The sequence below is a fragment of the Sphaerobacter thermophilus DSM 20745 genome, from assembly GCF_000024985.1.
Taxonomy (GTDB): Bacteria; Chloroflexota; Chloroflexia; order Thermomicrobiales; family Thermomicrobiaceae; genus Sphaerobacter; species Sphaerobacter thermophilus.
This window is the reverse complement of record NC_013524.1, coordinates 583,265-607,870: the sequence shown is the minus strand read 5'-3', so window position 1 is coordinate 607,870 and position 24,606 is coordinate 583,265. Positions and strand designations below refer to the sequence as shown.

Annotated in this window: 23 protein-coding genes and 1 pseudogene; 7 read left to right on the top strand and 17 right to left on the bottom strand. The window is 67.7% G+C overall.

All coding sequences use genetic code 11. The annotated features are described in order from the left end of the window. Nucleotides 1–30: 30 nt before the first annotated feature. From STHE_RS18230 to STHE_RS14775, 17 genes are all read right to left on the bottom strand, one after another. Nucleotides 31–681 carry a class I SAM-dependent methyltransferase gene (locus tag STHE_RS18230; protein WP_012873405.1) on the bottom strand — a complete coding sequence of 217 codons (651 nt, stop codon included), beginning with the start codon at nt 679–681 and terminating at the stop codon, nt 31–33. A gap of 236 nt (nt 682–917) precedes the next feature. Further along, the gene (locus tag STHE_RS14850; RefSeq protein WP_012873404.1) at nt 918–1,136 is read right to left on the bottom strand and encodes a helix-hairpin-helix domain-containing protein; all 219 of its coding nucleotides are present in this window, start codon (nt 1,134–1,136) and stop codon (nt 918–920) included. Beyond that, nucleotides 1,136–1,540: a hypothetical protein gene (locus STHE_RS14845; protein ID WP_041400419.1), complete on the bottom strand. Its 405-nt coding sequence runs from the start codon at nt 1,538–1,540 to the stop codon at nt 1,136–1,138. The genes STHE_RS14850 and STHE_RS14845 overlap by 1 nt, the downstream gene beginning before the upstream one ends. Nucleotides 1,541–1,626: 86 nt before the next feature. Next, entirely contained in the window at nt 1,627–2,244 is a 618-nt protein-coding gene (locus STHE_RS14840) for a dihydrofolate reductase family protein (protein ID WP_012873402.1), read from the bottom strand. 30 nt (nt 2,245–2,274) lie between these two features. Beyond that, entirely contained in the window at nt 2,275–2,799 is a 525-nt protein-coding gene (locus tag STHE_RS14835) for a pyridoxamine 5'-phosphate oxidase family protein (protein ID WP_012873401.1), read from the bottom strand. Nucleotides 2,800–3,008: 209 nt separating this feature from the next. Further along, nucleotides 3,009–3,833, bottom strand: a complete 825-nt coding sequence (locus tag STHE_RS14830; protein WP_012873400.1) for an alpha/beta fold hydrolase — start codon at nt 3,831–3,833, stop codon at nt 3,009–3,011. 40 nt (nt 3,834–3,873) lie between these two features. Beyond that, the gene (locus STHE_RS14825) at nt 3,874–4,266 is read right to left on the bottom strand and encodes a YciI family protein (protein WP_012873399.1); all 393 of its coding nucleotides are present in this window, start codon (nt 4,264–4,266) and stop codon (nt 3,874–3,876) included. 21 nt (nt 4,267–4,287) lie between these two features. Then, nucleotides 4,288–4,584, bottom strand: a complete 297-nt coding sequence (locus tag STHE_RS14820; RefSeq protein ID WP_012873398.1) for a MoaD/ThiS family protein — start codon at nt 4,582–4,584, stop codon at nt 4,288–4,290. Then, nucleotides 4,581–5,696 (bottom strand): WD40/YVTN/BNR-like repeat-containing protein, encoded by a 1,116-nt coding sequence (locus STHE_RS14815; RefSeq protein ID WP_012873397.1) that lies wholly within the window; start codon nt 5,694–5,696, stop codon nt 4,581–4,583. The genes STHE_RS14820 and STHE_RS14815 overlap by 4 nt, the downstream gene beginning before the upstream one ends. A 169-nt stretch (nt 5,697–5,865) precedes the next feature. After that, nucleotides 5,866–6,135 (bottom strand): hypothetical protein, encoded by a 270-nt coding sequence (locus STHE_RS14810; RefSeq protein WP_012873396.1) that lies wholly within the window; start codon nt 6,133–6,135, stop codon nt 5,866–5,868. Nucleotides 6,136–6,286: 151 nt separating this feature from the next. Further along, the gene (locus tag STHE_RS14805) at nt 6,287–6,661 is read right to left on the bottom strand and encodes a VOC family protein (RefSeq protein ID WP_041400416.1); all 375 of its coding nucleotides are present in this window, start codon (nt 6,659–6,661) and stop codon (nt 6,287–6,289) included. A 142-nt stretch (nt 6,662–6,803) separates the two neighbouring features. Beyond that, on the bottom strand, nt 6,804–8,060 hold the full coding sequence (locus tag STHE_RS14800) for an RNA polymerase sigma factor (protein WP_012873394.1): 1,257 nt from the start codon (nt 8,058–8,060) through the stop codon (nt 6,804–6,806). A 587-nt stretch (nt 8,061–8,647) separates the two neighbouring features. Continuing rightward, the gene (locus STHE_RS14795; protein WP_012873393.1) at nt 8,648–9,595 is read right to left on the bottom strand and encodes an ABC transporter permease; all 948 of its coding nucleotides are present in this window, start codon (nt 9,593–9,595) and stop codon (nt 8,648–8,650) included. Nucleotides 9,596–9,657: 62 nt separating this feature from the next. After that, nucleotides 9,658–10,593 (bottom strand): ABC transporter permease, encoded by a 936-nt coding sequence (locus STHE_RS14790; RefSeq protein ID WP_012873392.1) that lies wholly within the window; start codon nt 10,591–10,593, stop codon nt 9,658–9,660. Nucleotides 10,594–10,704: 111 nt separating this feature from the next. Continuing rightward, nucleotides 10,705–12,417, bottom strand: a complete 1,713-nt coding sequence (locus tag STHE_RS14785; protein WP_012873391.1) for an ABC transporter substrate-binding protein — start codon at nt 12,415–12,417, stop codon at nt 10,705–10,707. Between the two features lie 474 nt (nt 12,418–12,891). Continuing rightward, a complete protein-coding gene (locus STHE_RS14780; RefSeq protein ID WP_012873389.1) occupies nt 12,892–14,262 on the bottom strand; it encodes a TrpB-like pyridoxal phosphate-dependent enzyme in 1,371 nt (456 codons plus the stop codon). A 224-nt stretch (nt 14,263–14,486) separates the two neighbouring features. Then, nucleotides 14,487–16,694 carry an LUD domain-containing protein gene (locus STHE_RS14775; protein ID WP_012873388.1) on the bottom strand — a complete coding sequence of 736 codons (2,208 nt, stop codon included), beginning with the start codon at nt 16,692–16,694 and terminating at the stop codon, nt 14,487–14,489. A 348-nt stretch (nt 16,695–17,042) separates the two neighbouring features. Between STHE_RS14775 and STHE_RS14770 the strand changes: the two genes are divergently transcribed. The 7 genes and pseudogenes from STHE_RS14770 (at nt 17,043) to ubiE (ending at nt 24,603) form a co-directional block, all read left to right on the top strand. Further along, the gene (locus STHE_RS14770) at nt 17,043–17,456 is read left to right on the top strand and encodes a hypothetical protein (protein WP_012873387.1); all 414 of its coding nucleotides are present in this window, start codon (nt 17,043–17,045) and stop codon (nt 17,454–17,456) included. Nucleotides 17,457–17,524: 68 nt separating this feature from the next. Continuing rightward, a complete protein-coding gene (locus tag STHE_RS14765; protein ID WP_012873386.1) occupies nt 17,525–18,034 on the top strand; it encodes a flavodoxin domain-containing protein in 510 nt (169 codons plus the stop codon). Nucleotides 18,035–18,113: 79 nt separating this feature from the next. Continuing rightward, on the top strand, nt 18,114–18,968 hold the full coding sequence (locus STHE_RS14760) for a DUF6544 family protein (protein WP_012873385.1): 855 nt from the start codon (nt 18,114–18,116) through the stop codon (nt 18,966–18,968). Between the two features lie 423 nt (nt 18,969–19,391). Beyond that, a complete protein-coding gene (locus STHE_RS14755) occupies nt 19,392–20,873 on the top strand; it encodes an Nramp family divalent metal transporter (protein WP_217155954.1) in 1,482 nt (493 codons plus the stop codon). A 347-nt stretch (nt 20,874–21,220) separates the two neighbouring features. After that, nucleotides 21,221–21,505: pseudogene (locus STHE_RS19620) on the top strand (DUF1883 domain-containing protein); the annotation flags it as partial. Between the two features lie 803 nt (nt 21,506–22,308). Next, on the top strand, nt 22,309–23,217 hold the full coding sequence (lysX, locus tag STHE_RS14750; protein WP_012873383.1) for a lysine biosynthesis protein LysX: 909 nt from the start codon (nt 22,309–22,311) through the stop codon (nt 23,215–23,217). Between the two features lie 633 nt (nt 23,218–23,850). Beyond that, the gene (gene ubiE, locus STHE_RS14745; protein ID WP_012873382.1) at nt 23,851–24,603 is read left to right on the top strand and encodes a bifunctional demethylmenaquinone methyltransferase/2-methoxy-6-polyprenyl-1,4-benzoquinol methylase UbiE; all 753 of its coding nucleotides are present in this window, start codon (nt 23,851–23,853) and stop codon (nt 24,601–24,603) included. Nucleotides 24,604–24,606: the final 3 nt, after the last annotated feature.

The following is a 24,606-nucleotide window of genomic DNA, read 5'->3' as shown; positions in this document are numbered from 1 at the left end:
CTCGTAGCCCCGCCCCACACTGGCGGGGCCCTACCTGCGGCACAGGGCCGTCTCTCGTTGCCTCCATCTATTGGTCGAACGGAGGGCGCTGAAATCGACATGTTGGGCGACCGATCGCGGGAAATCCGGCTCGCGGGTTGCTTCGGGGATGGCCGCCATATCAGTGCACTCGTGGGCGGTGAGGGTGCTCGCCAGCGCGTAGACCGGGCCGGTCGCCGTCTCGTCGCGGATCGTCAGACCCGCGCGGACGAGGTTGGTCCGAAGGACCGCCGCCACGTCGCGCATCTTGGCCGCTGTTGGGTGCTCATAGAAGACATAAAACATACCGTCGGGCTTGAGCAGACGCCGGACCGCGGCTAGCGGTTCGTCGGCGCGCAGCCAGAAGCAGTTGACGTTGATGGCGAAGATGGTGTCGAACGGCGCCTCGGGGAGGATGGCGCTCTCCAGCGCCATGACATGCAGCGTCAAGGTGCCGGATGCGAGGTGCGCACGGTTGCGCTCGCGTGCCCGGCGGATCTGTGTCTCCGACCGATCGATGGCGACCAGCCGGCCGTCGCCCAGTCGCTCGCAGATCAGAGCAGCGGCCGTTCCGTTGCCGCAGCCGATCTCCAGGATGGTGTCACCTGGGTGGATCCGGAGCAGGTCAACCGCCGCGGTGATCCGCGCGGGAACACGCGTCACTGGTTGCTCCTTCCGTCATGTGCGGGCAGCGATGCCGGTGGGGCCTGTCTATGACCTTTGTCGAACTAACCCCGTAAACCCGCCAGCAGCCCGCGACTCTCCTGCGGTCATCCTGAGCGGAGCGGGGGCGGCGGCCAGCCGGCCCCGGCGCAGCGAAGGATGACAGCGAACGAGCGACAGGGGCGGCTCCGGGGTACCAAGACAATTCGTCAAACTTCATTAAGAGGCCCCACCGGCTAGTCGTCGGTATCGGCGGCGAATGCGAGGCCCCGGGCGGCCAGCGCCTCGCGGAGCTGTGCCAGCGCCTTGGGGCCTATCCCATGGAGTTGCAGAAGCTGGTCCTCGGTGACCCGGGTGAGATCCTCGAGCCGGGTGTAGCCGGCGCCCAGAAGTGCGCGTCGGGCCGGCTGGGCCAGCGTGGTCGGCAGGTCGACCGCCGTCTCGTCTGCGTGCATCAGGACTTGTTCCCTCCTGTGAACTGCGCCTCGCCCTCCTTGCCCAGGCGGAAGCGGAGCGCCGACCAGACGTCGTCGACCGCCACCTGCGTGATCGGGCGCAGTCCGTTTTCGGCCAGGATCGGCCACAGCGTGTCGCGGTTGATGTCGGTCCGGTTCGCCTTGGGGAAGGCCACACAGAGGTGCGCGGGGCTGGCCAGGTGGTCCTGGTGCGCCGCGAGGATGGCCCGCACCGAGGCTTCGTCGTCGGCGAAGATCAGCGCCGTCGTCGCCTCATCCAGCCCGCCCACCGTGCGCACCCCCTCGGGCAGCGGCTCGATGAGCCGGAGCCGATCGGAGCGCGACGACCAGACGGTCGCCCCCGGCTTGATGAGGAGCTTCTGGGCCACGGTCTTCGCGCTCAATTCGTTCGGTTCCCTCGTGTCTCGACACAGTTCTCGTGACAGCGATCCGCCCCGGCGCCGCGCGGGCGACCGGGGCGGCATATCCCTCATCGCACAACGGTGAACTGGAGGTGGGTGACGCCGGACGACGCGACTACCTGCGTCCGCTCCAGCTCGATGGGCGTCTCGTCGAGATGGTCGAACAGCCGCTTCCCGCCCCCCAGCAGCACCGGCACCAGGGTGACGTGGATCTCGTCGAGGAGCCCGGCCCGCAGGTACTGCTGGATGACGCTGGCTCCGCCGCCGATCGACACGTCCTTGTCGCCCGCGGCGGCGCGGGCCTGGTCCAGGGCGGGCTCGATCCCGTCGGTAACGAAGGTGAACGTCGTGCCGCCTTCTTTGACCAGCGGCTCTCGCGTGCGGTGGGTTACCACGAAGACCGGCACGTGGAAGGGCGGGTTTTCGCCCCACGGTCCCTCGGCGAAGTCGAACATGCGCCGGCCCATCACCACGGCGCCGGTGCGCTGGATGGCCTCGTCAAGCAGATCGCCGTCTGTGGTGACCTCCCCACCTTCGAGGCCGTGGGGCTTGCGCCAGCTTTCCAGATCGTAGAGCCACTCGTGGAGCCGATCGCCGCCTTCTCCGAGGGGCATCTCGAGGCGATCGTTCGGGCCGGTGATGTAGCCGTCGATCGACGTGGACATCGATGCAAACACGCGTCCCATCGGGTGCTCCCTTCGTAAGGCGATCCCGTGCTAGTCGCTCCCGCTGGCGAAGCGCCATCGGGTCGGCGGGAACTGCTGGCCCGCCGGGAACCCAAAGGCCGTCGCCGGCGTGAGTGCGTAGACCGCGTACGGGGGTGGGCCGGCAGTGGGAGCCCCGTCGCCGTAGAGCGCGCCATCCCGCACCTCGACCTGCCATCCGTACTTGTCCGCATATGCATCGGCGAGCCGGTGGAGGCGAGCCTCGTCCGTCACCCGCACCGCTTCGCCTTCGATCACGAGGTCGACGCCGTGCTCCCGCGTCGCGATGGTGCAGTGGGGATCGTCGGCGAGGTTCCGGCCCTTGCGCGAGTTGGGGCTGGCGGCGAAGTACAGGGCATCGTCCATCCAGATCGCGAGCAGGGGTACCAGGTGCGGTCGGCCGTCCGGCCGCACGGTCGCCAGCCAGAACCACTGCGCCGCCTCCAGCGTGCTGCGGGTGTCCTCCCACGCCGCCGGGGTCCGATGCGCGTCGTCGATCACGACCATCAGGTCAGCCGCTGGTCCGCGACTCGCCATGGTGATCCTCCCTCGTGTGGGCGTACCATGCATCCTCGTCGCACCGGGCGGCTCTGCGTCCGCCCGGGTGCCTGCCGTGTCCCCTCGTGCCCGCCACGGCCTTCGGCGTGGTGCCGCCTCTACCGGCCGTGGCGCGAAGGGGCCACCTTGCTCGGTAGTCGTTCGGGGACGTCCGAAATCGACACCGGGCGCGCCGGACCCCTGGTCGATCACGCCTGCTCCGGCATGGGCGCGTCGAGGAACTCCTCGACCATCGGCACCAACCAGCCGACGCGGTCGAGGATGCCCAGGTGCATCGTGCCGGGGAGGACGACGAGTTGGGCTGCTGGGAGCCCGGTGATGTCGCCAAACACGCCGCCGCCCCGTAGCCGGAACATCTCCACGGCGTGCTCGGGACGGGTTCCGTCGGAGTCGCCGATGACGATCATAGTCGGTGCGGTGATCGCCTGGATCTCCTCGGCGGGCCAGTCCTGCGGCGTGAGATCCAACTGCTTCAGCTTCGCCATCAGCGTGGGGAAGTCCTCCGGGTGGGGCGACGAGCGGTCGTAAGCCGCGCGCATGGGCGTACTCTCCAACCAGTCGGGCGTCATCTGCTCGATGGTTTCAAGCTCCTCGTGGTAGAGACCGCCAGTATTGAAGGACCCCGAGACGGACACCAGCTTGCGCACCAGCGCCGGATGCCGGATCGCCACCTGCAGGGCCGCGGTGCCTCCCATGCTGTAGCCGAAGACATCGGCCTGGTCGATCCCGAGAAACCGCAGCAGCGCGGCCGTGTCGTCCGCCAGGGACTCGTACGTGATCGGCCGGTCGATGTCCGCCGTGTGCCCGTGCCCCTGGAGTTCGACCGCGATGACCTGCCGTGTCCTCGCGAACGCGGGGATGTACTCCCCCATGAGCTCGATCGTCATGTAGGCGCCGTGCAGCACGACCAGCGGCTGCCCGGCGCCGTGGATCTCGTAGTACATCTGCAGGCCGTTCACGGGGGCGTACCCGCTCGTAATGTCTCCGCCTGTGCCGCGCGCACCATGTGCCATGATGAAGCTCCTTTCGTGGTGCTGGCACGAGGACGATGGGTTACAGCGTCGGCTGCGCGTCGAGATCGGCCGAGCGCTTCTCCTCCGGCAGGCCGGGGAGCTCGATGACGGGTCGGATCTCGACCGTGCCCCAGCGCGCGCCCGGAATCCGCGCCGCGATGGCGATGGCCTCATCGAGGTCGTTGGCCTCGATCATGAAGAAGCCGCCCAGTTGCTCGTGTGTCTCGGCGAACGGGCCGTCGGTCACCAGCCGCTTGCCGTCGCGGATGCGCACGCTGGTCGCCGTGGACGTCGGATGCAGCGGCGCGGTCGCGATGAAGTGCCCTTCTCGCGCGAGCTGGTGTGCCAGCTCCGTGGATTCCTGATAGCAGGCCTGCCGCTCGTCGTCGCTGAGCGCCTGCTCGTTGCCGTAGATGAGGAGCATGTATCGCACGGGTCTCCCTCGTTTCTTTCTCTAACCGCCGGCGATGGCACCGACGATTCTGAACGGCTCGTCGCCGCACGCCACCGCCTCGGGGAGCGGCGCATCCGGATCGTCGTGTGACAGGTCCTGCTCACACGCGAAGAACCGCACCAGGGGCCGGCGGCGCTTGGTAACGTGGTCGCGGATAGCGCCGCGCAGGACCGGGTAGGCGGCTTCCAGGGCGTCGAGGACCGCACGCTGCGTCACCGGCCCCTCGACCTCGACCGTCACCTCGCGGCCCGTCCGCGCCAGGATCTGCAAGTGGGGCGGGAGCACCACACGGATCATGGCAGGGTCTGCACTTCCACCGAAACGACCGCCGGCAGGTTCTCGACGATCGGCATCCAGGTGTCGCCGGAGTCGGCCGACACGTAGACCTGCCCGCCGGTGGTCCCGAAGTAGACGCCGCAGGGGTCGAGCTGGTCCACGGCCATCGCATCGCGCAGCACGTTGACGTAGCAGTTCTGCTGCGGCAGGCCCTTCGTCAGGGGCTCCCACTCATGCCCGCCGGTGCGGCTTCGGTAGACCCGCAGCTTCCCCTCGGGCGGGTAGTGCTGATGGTCGCTCGTGATCGGGACGACGTAGATCGTCTCCGGCTCGTGCGCGTGGACCTCGATCGGGAAGCCGAAGTCGCTCGGGAGGTTCCCGCTCACTTCGTGCCACGACTCGCCCGCATCGTCGCTACGCATCACATCCCAGTGCTTCTGCATGAAGAGCACGTTCGGCCGCGACGGGTGCATCGCAATCCGGTGGACGCAGTGGCCGACCTCGGCATCCGGATCGGGGATGTAGTCAGAGCGCAGGCCGCGGTTGATCGGCTTCCACGTCCCGCCGCCGTCGTCGGTCCGGAAGGCCCCCGCCGACGAAATCGCCACGAGAATACGCTCGGGGTTGCTGGGATCGAGCAGGATGGTGTGGAGGCACAGGCCGCCGGCGCCGGGTTGCCAGAGATGGCCGGTATCGTGGCAGCGCAGGCCGGGGAATTCCTGCCAGGTCCGGCCGCCGTCGGTGGAGCGGAACAGAGCGGCGTCCTCCACGCCGGCATAGACCGTGTCGGGGTCAGTCAGCGACGGCTCCAGGTGCCAGACCCGCGAGAACTCCCAGGGATGCTGGGTGCCGTCGTACCACTGGTGTGTCCCGGTCTCCCCGTCGTAGACGAACTCGTTGCCGACCGGCTCCCACGTCTCGCCGCCGTCGTCGGAGCGCTGGATCTGCTGGCCGAACCAGCTCAGCGACGGCGCGGCGTAGATCCGGTTCGGATCGGCGGGTGAGCCTTTGATGTGGTAGACCTCCCAGCCCCCAAAGAGGGGACCGGTAACCTGCCACCGATCACGTTTGCCGTCCGCGGTGAGAATGAAAGCTCCCTTGCGTGTCCCAACAAGGACACGGACTCCGCTCATCCAAGGCTCCTTCCTGAGCGCTCGATACCACTGACCACGGCTGTTGCTCCCATACCGTAGTCGAACGAGCCGGACCCGATTCGACAGGTGGCGCCTGTACGTACAGTATAGAACAATCGTGCTAGTGTCAAGGGGTCAAGCCTCGAGGGCGGAGCTCGATGCCCGATGGTTAGGCTGTGCCTCCTCGGTCCGGCGTGAACCGCCTGTGTCCGTTCTCGGGCATCGGCGCGTCCAGGAAGGCGTTGGTCATCGAGGCGAGCCACTCGACCTGGTAGATGGGCGAGATGTGTAAGGTGCCGGGCAGGATTGCGAGGTGGGCCGTCGGCAGTGTCTCATTGTCGCCGGAGACGCCGTCGAGCAGGCGGAACAACTCGGCCATGTGCTCCGGTCGGGTAATGTCCGAGTTCCCGATCACGAGCAGGGCCAGCGCCTGGACCACCCGGACCGCCTGGGCCGGTCACATGAGAAACGCGGCGTCTATCGCCTTGATCTTGCTGACCGCCGTGCGCCGTCTACGCTCGTGGATCGCATGCCTCACAGTCCGGGAACCGGATAATCGCTCCAGTCCCCGGCCGGCGTTGTCGTGGTCTCTACTCCTCGACCAGGAAGAATTGGTTGCCGTCGGGGTCGGAGAACCAGGTCGCCCGCTGTCCCCAGGGCATCATCTCAGGCGGCTTCGTGAAGGTCACGCCGCGCTCGGTCAGCGTCTTGTATGCCTCGTCGATATCGCGGGTGATCAGGGAGATACCGGTGTAGCCACCCGGTTTGCGGCCATCCTCATACCAGGACGGTAGCCCGAGCGCGACCTGCGTCTGCGCTCCCGGCGGGACCACCGTGACAAAGCGCATGTTGGGGTCGAGCTGATTGTCGAACACCTTCTCGAAGCCGAGCGTGTTGACGTAGAAGTCGAGCGCCTTTTCCTGATCGCTGACGATGATGGTGGCCGAATGAACGTACGCAATCATCAGACTCCCTTTCCGCATGCCGGCCAGGCTCCCGGGGCGGTTTCCAAGCGCCGCGCCTGGCTCGTCCCACGCTCTCGTCGTTCGGCAGATGCCGAAATCGACTCCGATCGGATGGAATCGGCCGAGTCCCGCGTGTGCCGTCTCAGCCGGCTAGTTCGCGTAGCCTCCGCTCCAGGAATCGCCGCTCGGGTTCCTGCTGGGTGAGGGCCAGGGCCTGCTCGTAGGCGGCACGGGCGTCCGCTGTCCGGCCCAGGCGGCGGCACAGGTCTGCGCGTGCCGAGTAGGCCAGATGGTAACCGGTCAGGTCGCCCCGCTCGAGGATGGCGTCGATCAATGCCAGCCCTGCCTCCGGCCCGTCTCGCATCGCCACCGCCACCGCTCGGTTCAGCTCGACGACCGGCGAGGGCTCGAACTGCGCCAGCAGGTCATACCACCCGACGATCTGGTTCCAGTCGGTCGCGTCGGGTGTGGCTGCGCGGGCGTGGACGGCGGCGATGGCGGCCTGAATGGTGTACGGCCCGAAGCGGCGCGACGCGAGCGCCCGATCTACCAGCGCCAATCCCTCTGCGATCTGCTCCTGGTTCCAGAGCGAGCGGTCCTGGTCTTCCAACAGGATCAGGTCGCCGGTCGGCGTGGTCCGTGCCGCGCGCCGTGACTCCTGCAGCAGCATCAGCGCGAGCAGACCGGCCACCTCCGGCTCCGGCAGGAGCTCGAACACCAGCCGCCCCAGGCGGATCGCCTCCCCCGAGAGGTCGGCGCGGGTGAGCGACTGGCCCGACGAGGCGGAGTACCCCTCGTTGAACACCAGGTAGATGACGCGGAGGACGGCATCGAGCCGCTCCGGCAGCTCTTCCCGCGAGGGCACGACATATGGGATGCGCGCGTCGCGGATCTTCCGCTTGGCGCGCACGATCCGCTGGGCGAGCGTTGAGGGGGTGGTGAGGAAGGCGTGCGCGATCTCCTCGGTGGTGAGCCCGCATACCTCCCGCAGCGTCAGTGCTACCTGCGCCTCGGGCGACAGGGCGGGGTGGCAGCAGGTGAAGATCAGTCGCAGCCGGTCGTCCTCGATGTTGTCGTCGTCCCAGTCGCTGGGGTCGCGGCCGACCGTCTCCAGACGCTCAGCGAGGGCCGCCAGTGACGCGTCGAAGCGGGCACGGCGGCGCATGGCGTCGATGGCTTTGAACCGGCCGGTGGAGACCAGCCAGGCCCGGGGGTTGGCCGGCAGGCCGTCTCTCGGCCACTGCTCCACGGCCGCTGCGAAGGCTTCGTGTAGCGCATCTTCCGCGAGGTCGAAGTCGCCAAGCAGGCGGATGAGGGTGGCGAAGACGCGCCGCCCGTCCGAGCGGTAGACGTTGTCGACTATGGTGCGCACCCGCTCGTCCGCGTGCGTGTTCATCATGCAGGTCGCTCCAAACACGGCGCGCTAGTGCGGTCGGCAGTCGTGCGGTGGCGTGGGGCGTGTGGCCGCACGATGCTGCTCAACCACCACGGTCAGAACAGGCGTTCTGTACGTATACTAGCAGCTTGTGTCCGCGTGTCAACCTGTTCCTCGGATCAGGTCCAGACCGGCTCGACCGGTCAGGTGCGGTGCGCCAAATGGTGGATCCCGCGCCGGCTCCGTGCGCGACGCCGTCCCTCGCGCCGCGCAACGCGCTACCGCACCCGGACCAGCACGGCCACCGGGATGACAGCAAGGTGGTCGCCACGGGTGCGGCGGATGTTTGGAGGCAGGGCGCCGACGTGGTTGGTGGGGATTCTCGCCCCGTCGTCGCGGCCCGGGGGTTCATCCCCGGGCACGTGCCACGGCGCGAAATCCGTACATCACCGTCCCGGACATCGGACGGCATCCGGAGTGGCCGTCCGGCGTTTCCGCGCCGCGCGCCCAACCGCCTGGCGTAATCAGCCCGGGGGATAACCCCCCGGGCTGACCGCATACGCCTCATTTCAATGGTTAGGCTCTATGGCCCCGGAGCAGGACCACGGCGGCTAGACGTTGAGCCGTGGGTCGAGGTAGTCGCGCAGCCAGTCGCCGACGGTGTTGATCCCCAGGACCGTCAGCATGATGGCGATGCCGGGGAAGGTGTACATCCACCACTGGCCGGAGAGGATGTAATCGCGCCCGGCGGCGACCATCCCGCCCCAGGTGGGTACATCCGGCGGCACGCCGAGGCCGAGGAACGACAGGGAGGCCTCGGCCAGGATCGTGCTGGCGACGGCGAAGCTGGCGATGACGATGATCGAGGCGAAGGTGTTGGGCAGGATGTGCTTGACCATGATCGCCAGGTCGCGCGCGCCGATGGCGCGGGCCGCCTCGACGAACTCGGCTTGCTTCCAGGACAACACCTGCCCGCGCACGACGCGGCCGTAGGTAACCCAGCCGGTCACGCCGAGGGTGATGATGATCTTGTCCAGGCCCTGGCCTAACACCGCCAGGATGGCGATGGCGAACAGGATGAACGGCACCGCGAGCTGGATCTCGGCGATGCGCATGATGATGTCGTCGATTCGGCCCCCGTAGTAGCCGGAAATCAGGCCCAGCGTCACGCCGATCGCTCCGGCGATCAGCACCGCGACGATACCGACGACCAGTGAGATGCGTGCTCCGTAGAGGATGCGGGTGTAGATGTCGCGGCCGAGCGCGTCGGTGCCGAGCAGGTACTCCGAACTACCGCCGCTGCTCCAGGCCGGCGGCTTCTTGCTGGCCAGGATCTCGCCCCGGCGCGGGTCCAGGTCGCTGAGCACCGGCGCCGCGATCGCCGCGATGACGACGAGCACTAGCATCAGGGCGCCGAAGACGGCTAGCCGGTTCTGGAGCAGGCTGCGCAGTGCACGCGGCATTCGCCGCCGGGTCGGCCGTGCCGCCCCGAACTCGGTCAGCGCCCCGCCGCTCGCGCGGCTTCCGGCCTGGACCACTGCGTCGTCGCTCTTAGCCATCCCGTAAACCCCTCATGTCCCTTGGGCTGCCAGTCCCAAGCGCCCCGCCTCGTGCGGTCGCGCTACGAGTAGCGCACCCGTGGGTCGATCACGCCGTAGAGCACGTCGACCACCAGGTTGATCACGACAAACATGACGGCCACCAGCGTCACCGCGCCGACCACCACCGGGAAGTCGCGCTGTTGGATCGCGTTGATGACCAGTCGGCCGACTCCCGGCCAGGCGAATACCGTCTCGGTGATCACCGCGCCGCCCAGCAGCGTGCCGAGCTCAAGGCCCAGCACGGTGACGACCGGGATCATCGCGTTCTGCAATGCGTGGCGCAGGATGACGACCCGCTCGGCCAATCCCTTGGCGCGCGCGGTCTTGACGTATTCGAGGCCCAGTACCTCCAGCAGGCTGGAGCGTACCAGTCGCGCGGTGCGGGCCAGCGTAAAGGTCGCCAGCGTCACGGCGGGCAGGATCAGGTGGCGGAGTTCACCCACCAGCGTTCCGTCGCCACGGCCGTAGCTGGGTAACACCTTGAGTTGACCGGCGAAGATGAAGATGAGCATCACCCCGAGGAAGAAGACCGGCAGCGACTGGCCCAGGAGGGCGAAGCCCATGCTCAGGTTGTCCCAGATCGAGTTGCGCTGGGTGGCGGAGATGATGCCGACCGGGACCGCCACAACGATGGAGATGATGAACGCTGCGATGGCAAGCTCGAGTGTTGCCGGGATGCGCTCCACGACGAGCTTGAACACCGGCTGCTTCTGGCGCAGCGAGATGCCGAAATCGCCCCGCAGCGCGTCGGTCATGAAGTCGGCGTACTGCACGTACCAGGGCCGGTCGAAGCCCAGTTCGCGTCGGACCTGTTCGATCTCCTCCTTGGTCGCGTCGGGGCTCACCAGCAGGATTACCGGGTCGCCGGTCTTGAACAGCACCACGAAGACCAGCAAGGTGACGCCGAAGACGACGAGAATCGATTGGAGGAGACGTCGGATGATAAAACGTCCCATGGGGATTCACTTCCCGTATCGTGCGACACCCCGGTCGCAGCCTGGAATGGCCCGCGCCGCCAGACCGGCCGAAGCCGGTGCGGCGGCACGGGACTCTCCGCCGAAGGCTGGCTAGATGCCCACGTCGCCGACGAAGATCCGCTCGTCCGGCCGGGCCTCCCACGGGAAGGTCTTCGTCACCCCGTAGAAGTCCACCTGGTGCCAGAGCGGCACCCACGGGCACTCGTCGTAAATGATCTCCTGCAGCTCGTTCATGAGTTGCTGCCGCTTGTCCGAATCGATCGTCTGGCTCAACTCGGCGAACTTGGCAACGAACTCGTCATGCTGCCAGTAGGTGAAGTTCAGCGAGTAATCCGGGTGGACGTAGAAGATCTCCTGCTCGCCGCTGAACGGAGCGCCCAGACCCAGGAAGAAGAGCGGGTCGGGGTTGCCCGACGGCAGCAACTCTCCGGCGTAGACCGACCACTCCAGGACCCGGAGGTTGACATTCAGGCCGATATCCTGGAAGTTCTGCGCGATGGCCTGGGCCATCTCCGCATCCTTGATGTAGCGGCCGTTCGGGGCGTCCATCGTCACCTCGAAGCCCTCGGGGACGCCAGCCTCCTGCAGGAGCGCGCGGGCCCGCTCCGGGTCGTACGGGTAGGGCTTGAGGTCCGGGTGCTGGTGCGGCGGGTTCACGATCGTCGCCGCCCGCTCGCCGGCGCCGTTGAGGAGCGCGGTTCGGATCGAGTCGAAGTCGACCGCGTAGTTCAGCGCCTGGCGGACGCGCTTATCGTCAAACGGCGGCTTGTCGCAGCGGATACCGATGAAGATGATGCGGCCGCCGGTGACCTGGGACACCCGAGTGTTCTCGCCCGCGTCCAACTGCGGCACCAGATCGGGCGCCACGTTGACGATGATGTTGGCCTCGCCGTTCTGCAGGGCCACCACCCGGGACGACAGTTCGGGCACCGGGCGGAAGATGACCCGCTTGACCTTGGGCTTCGGGCCCCAGTAGTTCTCGTAGGCTTCCAGCGTGATGTGGTCGTCCTTGACCCACTCGACCAGCTTGTACGGGCCGGAGCCGACCGGCTCGCGCTGCACCTTGGCGATGGTGTCCGCATCGGCGTCGGTGTACACGCTCGGCGGGATGATCTCGAAGGAGGTCAGCAGGTCGGGGAAGATCGCCGCCGGCTTCGAGGTCTTGACCCGGAAGGTGTAGTCGTCGATCTTCTCGGCCGACTCGTAGCCGATGAGGCGGGTAATGGTCTGCACGACCGGCTGCTCCCCGATCTTGCCCTTGGCGCAGCGCTCGAAGGAGTAGATCGCGGCGTCGGCGTTGACCGGGTCGCCGTTGTGGAACGTCGCGCCCTCGACGAGCTTGAATTCCCAGGTCAGGTCGTCGATCGTCTTCCACTCGGTGACGATGTGCGGCTCGACCTCCAGGGTCTGCGGATTCCGCTTGGTGAACATGTCGAAGACGTGGACGTTGATGTTGAACTCAGGCGTGGCGTTGCGCAGGAGCGGATCGAGCGTGTTGGCGTCCACGCCCTGCATGATGACGACTTCCTCGGGGATGTCGCCATCGCCGCCCGAGCTGCCACCGTCACCGCTCGACGCCGTCGGCGTGGTGTCACCCCCGGTCGACGGCGTGGTCTGGCTGCCGCCACCGGAGCCGCCCGAATCCGACGTATCGTCACCACCGCCGCAAGCAGCCAGGAGCGCGCCGAAGACGGGAGCGCTGATCCCCATCGCCGCGGCCCGGCGCAGGATCTCGCGCCGGCTCTGTTTCCCGGCCAGTGCATCGGCCAACAACTGACGAAGTTCCTCGGAGCCCTTCTGCATCACATCTCCTCCTCAGACGCCCGCCGGACGCCCGGAAACCCCCCGTTGGCCCCCGGGGCCGACTCCTCCTCTGCCTGCGCGTTGGGCAACCACGCACCGCCGCCAGAATGCCCGGTTGTCACCGCCGCGTTCTCCGCTGTGCTGCGTTTCTCGCTGCTTAAGGACTAACCTGTACCGACCTTGGCCCGGTGGTGTGCGTCACGATGCCCTGTGCCAGACGCGGAGATTGTAGGCAGTGCTGTGCTGCGCTGTCAAGACAATCATTGCCGAATCGGCTTGGTGCTCCGGGAATGTCTAGTAGCTGAGCAGGTTGTCGTACCGACGGCATGTCGTCTGAGTAGTACGTCTAGTGGCTACGTAATGAACAGGAACTAGTCGTTGGAGGGCGGAATGGGCGTGGGATCAGGGTGCGGCCGGCTGACCGCCACACGGCGGTCAGCCGGCGCGAGTGCTCGTATCTGGGGAGTTTGCGGACTAGTTCCCCACCGCGGGCAGACCGGCCAGCGCGGCTTCGATCTCCTCCTGGGGGTGGGCGTAGTCCATCAGTTGACCCGCGAAATAGGCCTCGTAGGCCGCCATGTCGAAGTTCCCGTGGCCGCTCAGGCCGAACAGGATCGTCTTGGCCTCGCCGGTCTCCTTGCAGCGCAGCGCCTCGTCGATCGCCGCACGCACCGCGTGGGCCGACTCCGGCGCCGGGACCAGCCCCTCGGTCCGCGCGAACTGCACCGCCGCCTCGAACACCTTCGTCTGCGGCAGGGCCACCGCCTCGATCAACCCCTGCTCGTAGAGCAGGCTCACCAACGGCGCCATGCCGTGGTAGCGGAGCCCACCGGCGTGGATCGCTGCCGGCATGAAGCTGTGGCCGAGCGTGTGCATCTTCAGCAGGGGCGTCATCTGCCCGGTGTCGCCGAAGTCGTAGGCGTAGACGCCGCGGGTCAGCGTCGGGCAGGCGGCCGGCTCGACCGCCACGATCCGGATCTCCTTCCCCAGCAGCTTCTCGCGCACGAAGGGGAAGCTCAGCCCGGCGAAGTTCGAGCCGCCACCGGCGCAGCCGATGATGATGTCCGGCTCGGCGTCGGCCATGGCGAGCTGCTTCTGCGCCTCCTGGCCGATCACCGTCTGGTGCAGCAGCACGTGGTTGAGCACGCTGCCGAGCGAGTAGTGGGTGTCATCCCGGGAAGCGGCGTCCTCCACCGCCTCGCTGATCGCGATCCCCAGGCTCCCCCGCGAGTTGGGATCGGCCGCGAGGATGCGCCGGCCCGACTCGGTGTCGGTGCTCGGGCTGGGGACACAGGTGGCGCCCCAGGCTTCCATCAGCGCCCGGCGGTAGGGCTTCTGCTCGTAGCTGACCTTGACCATGTAGACCTTCAGCTCAAGGCCGAAGAAGGCGCAGGCCATCGCCAGCGCGCTGCCCCACTGCCCGGCCCCGGTCTCCGTGGTCAGCCGCTTGATGCCCTCTTGCTTGTTGTAGTACGCCTGGGCCACGGCGGTGTTGGGCTTGTGACTCCCGGCCGGGCTCGTGCCTTCGTACTTGTAGAAGATCCGCGCGGGGGTCCCGAGCGCCTTCTCCAGCCGGCGCGCCCGGTAGAGCGGGGTCGGCCGCCAGAGCCGATAAACCGCCTGGACCTCCTCCGGGATCTCGATCCAGCGCTCGGTGCTGACCTCCTGCTCGATCAGCGCCATCGGGAAGAGCGGCGCCAGATCAGCCGGCCCGATCGGCTGGCCCGTGCCCGGGTGCAGCGGCGGCGCCGGGTTCGGCAGGTCCGCCTGCAGGTTGTACCAGGCAGTCGGCATCTCCGCTTCCGAGAGCAGGTACTTTGTCTGGCTATCGCCGTTGCTCGCCATGGCGGCCCGTTCTCCTTTGCTGAGTGTCCCACGCGGCGGGCTCCACGCCGCGCCCCTCCCTCCACCTGGCAGGCAGTCAGGTCACCGGCGTGCGGAGCATACCGGCGACGGATCGCGCTCGCCAGGCTACCATGCTAGGTCATTGTACTGACAGCCGTCCGCGTCCGTAAACGCGGACGGCTGTCGAACTCGCAACACTCCGCAGGCCCGGCACGGGACGGGCATCACATCCCCAGCCGCTCCGCGATCAACTCCGCCAGGTGCAGGGCGCGGACCGGGCTGCGGCGGGCGTGCAGGCCACCACGGATCTGCATCAGGCAGCCGGGGTTGTCGGCCACGACCACCGGCGCGTCGGTCGAGAGCGCGTTATCGAGCTTTCGCCCAAGGATGGCGGATGACACCTGCGGGTAGTCCACCGAGAAAGAGCCGCCGAACCCGCAGCAGACGCTCGATTCGGGCATCTCGACCAGCTCCAGACCCAGCACCTCGGTGATGATCCGCCGCGGCGCCTCGCGGATGCCCAGTGCGTTGTACGACTGGCAGGCATCGTGGTAGGTGACGCGCGGTCCCGGCTCCGTCCATTGCTGCGGGCCGAGCCGTGCGACACGGTCGAGGAAGGTCGTCAGGTCGATCAGCCGCTCCGCCTGTCGTGCCGCCCGCTCTCGCCATTCCGGGTCGTCGCGGAACAGGTGCTGGTAGTCCTGCGCCATCGCTGCGTAGCAGCTCGTCGAGTTGGTCACGATCCAGTCGGCCTCGACCTCCTCCAGCACCCGAACCGTCTGCTCGGCCATGACCCGCCCGCGCGGGCGGTCGCCCATGTTGAGCGCGACCAGGCCGCAGCAGTGCTGATCGGGCGGGAAGATGACGCGGCAGCCGCAGGCTTCCAGCACCTGGATGGTGGCCTCGCCCATCTCCGGCATGAGCCGGTCGACCATGCAGCCCGGGAAATAGGCGACCGTCAGCCCGGCCGCCTGACTGCCGGCAAAGCGGGGCTCCGGGGCCGGTTGCTGACGTGCACGGTTCCCGGCCAGGTGGCGGACGCGGTCGCGCAGCGGCTTGCGTGCCGGGGCGACCAGGTGGCGGTCCCGCGTCAGTTCCCCCTGGAAGGGGATGCGCTCGATATAGCCGTCCCGTGCCACCAGCGCCGCCCCGCGCGCGGCTGCCCGCGCCCAACGGTCACCCCGCTTGGGGTGCTGCCAGCGCGCCATCACCTGCTCCTTCGGCGTGGGCAGTCCCATTGACTCCGTGACGCGGCTGCGCACCTCCAGGATCAGCCGGGGGATCGGGATACCCGCCGGGCAGACCAGCTCGCAGGCATTGCAGGAGACACAGAGGCTCTGCGGGTCGGCCGCGGCGTCCAAGCCGTGGTGCAGCGCGGTCAGCGGCAAGCCGATCGGCCCGGTATAGATGTGGCCGAAGAGGTGACCGCCCACGACCTGGTAGGGCGGGCAGACGTTCGAGCACGCGCCGCACCGGATGCAGTAGAGCGTGTCGACCAGCTCCGGGTCTTCGCGCGCCGCCAGCCGCCCGTTGTCCAGCAGGACGATATGGACCTCCTTCGGCCCGTGCACGCCCATGGCCGTCACCAGCTCGATGTCCGCCGTTCGGCTCGGGCCGGTGATGAAGGAGACATAACTGGTGATCTTCTGCGCCGTGCCCGAGCGCGGCAGCAGCTTCAGCATGGCGGCCACGTCGTCGATGGTCGGCACGATCTTCTCCACCCCGAGGACCGCGACGTGCACCGGGGGGAGGGTGGCGACCAGCCGGTCGTTCCCCTCATTGGTGACGATGGCGATGGTTCCGGTTTCGGCGATGGCCGCGTTGGCGCCGGTGATGCCCATGTCGGCGTCGATGAAGGCCTGCCGCAGTCGCTGCCGTGCGACACCGACCAGCGCCTGCACCTCCGGCGAGACTTCCTGTCCCGTCTCCTTCGAGAAGAGTTCAGCGACCTGCTCGCGCGTGATGTGGATCGCTGGGGCGATCAGGTGGGAGGGGTGGTCGCCCGCCAGTTGCACGATCCACTCGCCCAGGTCCGTCTCGACGACCCGGATACCGCGCGCCTCCAGCGCCGGGTTGAGGCGGATCTCCTCGGTCGCCATCGACTTGCTCTTGACCGCCAGCTTCACGCCGCGCTCGGTCGCGATGTCGGCGATGATGCGGCAGGCGTCCTCCGGCGTCTTGGCCAGGTGGACGACCGCGCCGACCGCCTCCGCCTCGCGGGTGAACTGCTCGATCAGCTCCGGCAGCCGCGCGATCGCGTCCTCCTTGCGCCGTCGCAGGTCGGCCTGCATGGCGGGGAAGTCGAGCGGGGCGAAGGCTCCAGCCCGGCGGTCGCGGAAGGTCGAGAGAGAGCGCCGCAGGGCGACGGCGAGATTCGGATCGCGGACAGCGGCGTCCAGGCGCCGCTGGAACTCCTTACTGCGTGCCGGCATGGAACACCCCGTTTCCTCGTGCGGCTCGCGCCCCCGGGGCGCTTGACCAGACTACGCGCATGATACCGCAGCGCGGGGTACCGGCAGCGGAGGCGAGGCCACCGCTCCCGTCGCGTTCTTCCAACCGGCGCCATATGACAACCCGGGAGGCTCGGGCGTCGGAGCGGGCCGCGGCCGTCCCCCGGTACTGGCGACCACGCTCGCGCCCTGCCGCGTAAAGTGCCGCCATCTCCCTGTTGCAACCCTGCAATTTCCGGGTGGCTTCCCACGCACATCTGTCATGCGCCTCCAGATACGCTCGACCTGTACGGGCCGCGTGCGAGTGCGGCTGGGACTGGGAGGTCCACGATGGTTGCTCTTCGACAGGGGCGGGCCGCTCGGGCCGGGACTGCCGACCGTGCTCTGTGGCTTGCCGCGGGGATGGCTCTAGTGGCTGCCCTGTGCTACGTGCTGATCGGCCTGGAGGTGCTGACTGTCGGCGACCTTGCCGCGTCCGAGCGCCCGGCCGGGATCATCTTCGCAGCCGCGGGCGGCTACGTGCTGGGTGGGCTGCTGATCCTGATCCGGCGCCGCTGGCTCTGGGTGGTCGGCGCTGTGATCAACGCGATCGTGATCCTCATCTTCCTCACGAGCTACCTGGACCGGCCGGCGGTGCTCTTCTCCGCTGGCGGGCTGGTGTCGAAGGGTGTCCAGATCGTACTGGAGTGTGCCCTGCTGTACCTCATCGTGACCGGCGCGCACCGGGCGCGGCCCGTGTCTTGAGCGCACGGCAGCCGCGGCGCGGCGGGCAAATCCATCGCCCGCGCGCCGACGGGGCAGGAGGTTCCACCATGCGCGTCTTGATCGCCGTCGCGAGCCGGCACGGCAGCACGTACGAGATCGCCGAGGTGATTGCCGCTGAGGTGCGGGCCGCCGGTGACGTCGTCGACCTGCGTGCCGCGGAGGATGTCGACAGCCTGGAATCGTACGATGCGGTAGTCCTCGGCAGTGCCGTCTACATGGGAAAGTGGCTGCCTGAGGCCCGGCAGTTCGTCACCCGACACCGCGCACGGCTGGCGGCCATCCCGGTCTGGCTCTTCTGCAGCGGGCCGCTGGGCCACGACGATCCGAAGCCGACGGGCGACCCTGCCGGCCTGGACGACCTGATCCAGGCGACCCAGGCCCGCGGGCACCGCATCTTTGCCGGCAAGCTGGACATGCGTGGACTGGGCATCGGCGAGCGGCTCATCGTGAGGATGGTCAAGGCACCGGAGGGCGATTTTCGGGACTGGGACGCGATCCGTGCCTGGGCCCGGGAGATCGCCACCGAGCTGCCCCTACTCGCGGGCAGTGCGGGCTGAGCGCGGGGCAGGTCGCACGGTCGCGCCGCAGTCGGGAGGCGCCGGAGGAATTTGCCAGGACGGAGCGGAGGATCGCGCCATGAAAACACTCCTGAGATGGATAACCGGCGCCGTCGTGGTGGGGCTGGCTGTTGGTTCGGCCTCAGTGACGCTCGGCCAGCGCGGAATGACGCGCATGGTCCGCCGCGACGTCACGGCGCTGCTGACTCGCGCGGAGCCCGTCCCGGCGGGGGTGGTCACCGACACCATGCTGAGCGATCTCCCTGAGCCGGTGCGGCGCTATCTCGCGTACAGCGGCATCGTCGGCAAGCCGATGGCCGGCACGGTCCATCTGAAGCAGACTGGACGGATGCGGCTCAGCCCCGGCCAGCCCTGGATGCCCCTCACCGCACAGCAGTATTTCTCGGTGCGCCCACCCGGGTTCGTCTGGGACGGCACCGTGCGGCTTGGCCCGCTCCCTGTCGCGCGTGGCCGGGACATGTATCTGGACGGCGTGGGGCACATGCTGATCAAGGCCGGTGGGGTCGTCACCGTGGCCGATGCCGGCGGGCCGGAGATGGACCAGGGCGCGCTCATGCGCTACTTGAGCGAGTTGATCTGGCTCCCCACCGGGTTCCTCGGGGAGCAGATCGCCTTCGAGTCGCTGGATGCGCAGTCGGTCCGGGTGACGCTCACCGACCACGGTCAGCGCGTCAGCGGGACCATGCACTTCGACGACGAGGGCCGCTTCACCCGCTTCGTCGCCCAACGCTACCGCAGCGTCGACGGGGGGCAGGAGTTGACGACCTGGTCGGCCGAGGCCCTGGAGTACGGCGAGCGCGGCGGCCTGATGCTCCCCGTCCGGGCTCGAGCGAGTTGGATGCTGCCGGACGGGGACTTCTCCTACATCGACCTCACGGTCACCGAGGTGGTCTACGACCCTATCCAACCGTAGCAACGGCGCGACCCCGGACCTGACAGTTCACGCGGTTAGATTCGTGTACGTCGCGTATGTGACAGGATGCACAGAGTTGCGGTGTTCATGAGCGCGTGCTAGAGTGGATTCAGCTACGCACCTGTCGATGAGTGGGTTCGGTGGCGCCGATGGTGGAGACCACGACGCGTCTGGTTCGGGGTCGCCAGTTTCGTGTGCCCTGGCAACCCCGTGCGACCGATCCTGCGGTGGCTCACGCGGTGGTGCCGTACCGCAGTCGGCCTCCCCCGTGCCCTTGCGGTGTGCCGTGGGGCAATCCCTCTGACCCCGGTTCTCAGGATGTGACTACTCCCGGGACGTTCGATTGATGGCTCTGACATCACCCGGAGGTGGCGTATGACGATTGCCGAAGAGGCAAGCATTGCCTCCCCAAAGGGGTATCCGTTGGGCCATACCAGGCCACCGCTTGACGTTGACGACCTGCCTGAACCGGAAGAGGTCTTCAAAGTTCCGCACATCGGCCCGAAGCAGGCCATCACCCATGTCATCGGCCCGAGCCTGATCGCGCTCGGCATCTCGATCGGTAGTGGCGAGTGGCTGCTGGCTCCCCTCGGCGTGGCGTCCTACGGTTTCGTCGGCATTGGTTGGATCATCCTGATCTCGGCTGTCCTGCAGACGTTCTACAACATGGAGGTCAGCCGCTACATCATGGCCACCGGTGAGGTGCCGATCCTGGGGTTCGCGCGCGTGGCTCCGGGCGCCATATTCTGGGTGGCGATCTCACTGGCGATCCTCTACATGGCCAACATCTGGGGCGGCTGGGCTGCCGGGGCAGGCGAGAGCCTCTATGTGCTCTTCACCGGCGATCTGGTCGATACCCCGAGCGAGCGCACGACCGCCCGCTTCCTGGCCTTCGGGCTGATGCTCCTGGTGCTGGCGATCACCCTCGTTGGGCGCAAGATCGCCCGCACGCTCGAGCTGGTCAACTGGGTCATCGTCGGCTTCATCGTCGTGACCCTGCTCATCGTGGACCTGATTGTCGTGCCCTTCTCGACCTGGGCCGCGGCCCTGCGGGGGCTGGTCACGCCCGCCCTACCGCCGTCCGGCGTCGATGCGACCGTCATCGGCGGGATCGTCGGCTACACCGCGCTCTCGTCCGGCCTCAACTGGTACGCGATGAACTACTACCGCGACCACGGCTACGGCATGGGCTACCGGGTCGGGTTCATCTCCGGCCTGATCGGCGGCCGGCAGGAAGAAATCGCCCCAGTCGGGAAGACCTTCCCCGACACGCCGGAGAACGAGCGGCGCTGGAAGCGCTGGTTCCGCCTGCTGATGCTCGACCAGTGGGTGGTCTTCTTCGGCGGGGCGCTCATCGGCATCTTCCTAACTACGTTGCTGGTGTCGCACCTGGCCGGGCTGCCCGGTGAGGCCGCGCCGACCCGCGAGACGATGCCGACCTACGCGGCCGACGTCCTCTCGCGCCACTACGGCTCATTCTTCTACTACTGGGCGCTGCTGATGGGCTTCTTCGTCCTGTTCAGCACCCAGATCGGCATCTACGAGGGCCTGGTGCGCAACGTGGCCGACGGACTCTACGGCACCAGCGAGCGGTTCCGCCAGTTCCTTGCGGGCGACCCGCGCCGCTTCTACTACCCGTACATGGCGGTGCTGGCGGTCGTGATCGGCATCATCCTCTTCGTGGCACTGCCGGTCGGGCTGGTGCTGATCTCGGCCAACATGGCGAACCTGGGGGCGCTCATCTACCCGTTCTTGCTGATGTACCTGAACAGCAAGCTGCCCGGCCCCGCCCGCATGCGCTGGTGGTCCTACGTGATCCTGATGCTCAACGTCCTCTTCTTCGGCTTCTTCTTCATCAACTTCGCCGTCTCACAGTTGACCGGCAGCCCACTGGTCAGCTTCTAGGCGGGCGTTATCCCGGGCGGTCTTCACGGGACCGCCCGGGATCGCCTCTTCGTGTGGTTTCGCGCACTGCATAGATCGCACCGCTCCCTGATAGCCCTGCACAGCTCCCATAGCAAGAGGCAACCCGTGATCCACGAAGCATTCTTCGTGCTGCCCTAGTGCGACGGGGCCGATCCCGCTGTTGCAGCACCTGTGGGACATGATGTTCAGAGCAACCCTGGTCGTTTGGGTGATGTGACTATGAGTCACAAGATATGGCTGTCCCATATCCTTGATAACACTACATGTTGTGGTATCATTCTGGTAAGCTGTACGTACGTTGACTGGCGTGAAAGGGGTTGGCGTCTATGCGGTTCAACTACTACGACCTCGGGCACCGATCTCGAGGAGAGATCGTCGAAGTCACCCTGTCTGGCAGTGCAGCAAATGTCAGGCTTCTCGACTCGCTCAACTTCAGTCGGTACCGGGCTCATCAACGGCATCGGTACATTGGTGGTCTGGTGACGCGCTCGCCTGTTCTCCTTCAGATCCCTCGGTCGGGGCGTTGGTACGTTACCGTCGATCTGAACGGCCTCCGCGGTACTGTGCGTTCAAGTGTCCGTGTTCTTCCCGGCGCACTCCCTCCTCTGCGCACACCATAGATGAGATCGCTCTGGAGATCGCTGAGGTCATCCGTGCACGCACCGGTTGTAGTGCTGTGTGAGGATGCGGGGTGTCGGTCCTCGTAGGGGCGCGAGAGCTTGCGGGCGGTGAGAGCAAGCAACCCACGAAGCGTACGCATGGCGGTCGCATGAAGCACCCTTGATTCTCGCTGCCCCCTGTGCTACCGTCTGCCGCGGACAACTGAGCGCGCACCGGCGTTGATGAGGACGAGTAACCGGCAGGAACGAGACAGAGAACCGCGGGCGCTGAGAAGCGGGATCGGGAATGCCGGCGAAGAAGCCCTCGGAGCCTCGCCCCCAACGGAGCGGGCGCTGCCCCTCCTAGTAGGCGGCGACGGGAGCGGTTCCCGTTAGCGAACCGGCCGTGTCGAGGTATCGGCACGGGTTGAGGCCGTGACCCGCGAGGGCACGGCGAAGTGGGGTGGTACCACGAGTCGGACACCGCTCGTCCCCAGCCGGGGCGGCGGTTTTTTGTTTCCCCGCGCCTCGCCGGTGTCGCCGTCGATCGAGTTCGTATTCGTACCATGCCGGGAGCGTCCCGGCCCGTCCGAGAGAGGCAGAGATGCGCGATCACATGGACAACATCGTCCGGAACACCGTGGCTCTCCTGCCGGCGCGCCGCGCCGGGTCCTCCTCGGACGCCCTCAAACCATGGTCCGTTCTCGCCGGCTCCAAAGCCAAACAGGCCCGGCGCTCGCTGCGGTGCAAACCGTCGGCGCTGCCCGTGTCTGTCGTCTTTGGAGCGGAACCTGACCGAAGAGGAGAACGGACCGATGTCTTCACCGATCCCCAACGCGCCGCAGGCGCCACGCGTCGCGGTCGTCCACGGCCCGCTGCGGGCTGAGGAGCGACTGCTTTTCGCCGAGTTCGCGCGCCGCGGCATCGAAGTCGCCCGTATCGACGATCGTCGTGCTGTGGTCGACCTCACCGGCCAGCCCTGGGACTACGATGTCGTGATCGGGCGCAGCGTCAGCCAGCAGCGGACCCTGCACACCCTGGCGATCGCCGAAGGGTGGGGCATCCCGACGCTCAACCGGTCTGAGGTAGTGGCGCTCTGCAACGACAAGCTGCGCACCTCGGCCGCGATCGCCTGCGCCGGGCTGCCGCAGCCGCGCCTGCTGGTCGCCTACACGCCCGAGGCAGCGTTGGAGGCGATCGAGTCGCTGGGCTACCCGGTTGTGCTCAAGCCGCCCGTCGGCTCCTGGGGACGGCTCCTGGCCAGGGTCAACAACCGTGCCGCGGCCGAGGCGTTGCTGGAGCACAAGGAGTCTCTCGGGGCGTTCCACCACGGCACCTTCTACATCCAGGAGTACGTGCGCAAGCCGGGGCGGGACATCCGCGCCTTCGTCGTCGGCGACGAGACGATCTGCGCCATCTACCGCCGCTCCGGGCACTGGATCACCAACACCGCGCGGGGTGCCGAGGCGAGCAACTGCGTGGTCACGCCGGAGATCGCCGAGCTGTGCAGCGCAGTCGCCCGCGCGGTCGGCGGCGGGGTGCTGGCGATCGACCTGTTCGAGGACCCGGACCGTGGGCTCCTGGTGAACGAGGTCAACGCCACGATGGAGTTCCGCAACAGCATCCACACCACGGGCGTGAACATCCCGGGCCGCATCGTGGACCACGCCCTCGCGCTGGCCGCGCAGCGAGCCGAGCGCCGCGAGGCCGCCATGGCGGTGTAGTGCCGAAGGCGGGCGAACCGTCGCGGGGGAGCTGGCTGGCCGAGAGGTGATGCTCGTCCCGGCCGCTACAACGATACATATCCCGTGAGCGATGGCGGTGACCAGGGGCCGGGAGCCGGGTCTGAACGGGTCCTCGGGAACCCGGGTTCCTGCCGGCCGGCGCTACTGGTAACGCGCTCGGACGTAGGCGTACACAGCACCGTCGCTGACGTCCCGCGAGCTGGACCGCGCCGCCGGTGGCTGAGTTTGGCAGTGTGGTCGGTGGTGAACCAGAGCGGCGGCGCGCTTCGGCGCTTTCAGGCGACATATCGCGCGAGCTCTCGATCGACCGGCTCACCCCGATACCGAACGGTTGGTCGTGCCCCCGGTGCTCAGCATCACCACATGAGATCCCTCGTTCCGCTCAGGATGACAGCCGTACCTCGCCAGCCCCAACCCTTGACATAGGAGCATCACGAATACAAGCAATCACCTGCATTCGGTATCACGCCCCAGCCTGAGCGGCGGACTCACGCCCGCCAAAGCGTGTCGCGACCACTGCTTGGACGGAAAGCCTTGCCGCGGGGATCGTCTCCGTGCCACAGTTCGGGCGCGCGGTGCTGGACCTGCGCAGGCATGAGGGGGAGGCGAGGCGTGACCGGGACCGAAACCGAGACGCCACGGCGCGGAGCACGTGGGGCGCTGCGGCAGCCGCCCGAGGTCCGGGCGATGTTCGATCGCATCGTCCGGCGCTACGACTTGATGAACCGGCTCATGAGCCTCGGGCGCGATGTCGCCTGGCGGCGCCTGGCCGCCCGCGAGGCGGTCGCCGGGGGTGCCCGGCAGGTGCTCGACGTGGCGACCGGCACCGCCGACCTGGCACTGGAGCTGGCGCGCCAGGGCGCCCCGCATGTCGTCGGCGCCGACTTCTCCCGCGGGATGCTCGAACTGGCCGCGGACAAGATCCGCGGGCGCGGCGCGTCGATTCGTCTGCTCCAGGCTGACGCGATGGCACTCCCGTTCCCGGACGGCGCGTTCGACGCCTGCACCGTTGCCTTCGGCCTGCGGAACATGCCCGACTACGAGGCCGCCGTCGTCGAGATGGCCCGCGTGCTCCGGCCGGGCGGCCGGTTGGTGGTCCTGGAGATGACCCCGCTCCGCGTGCCGGTGCTGCGCACCCTCTTCCGCTGGTACTTCGATCGCCTCGTTCCCCTGATCGGCGGGCTCATCAGCGGCGACCGCGATGCCTACCGCTACCTGCCCACCTCCGTCAGCGCCTTTCCTCCGGCCGAGGAACTGGCCGCGATCATGACGCGCGCCGGGTTGGCGACGGTCCGCTACCAGTACCTGATGATGCGGACCGTCGCCCTGCATGTCGGCGTCAAGCCGGGCACAACCCCCCGGTAGGGG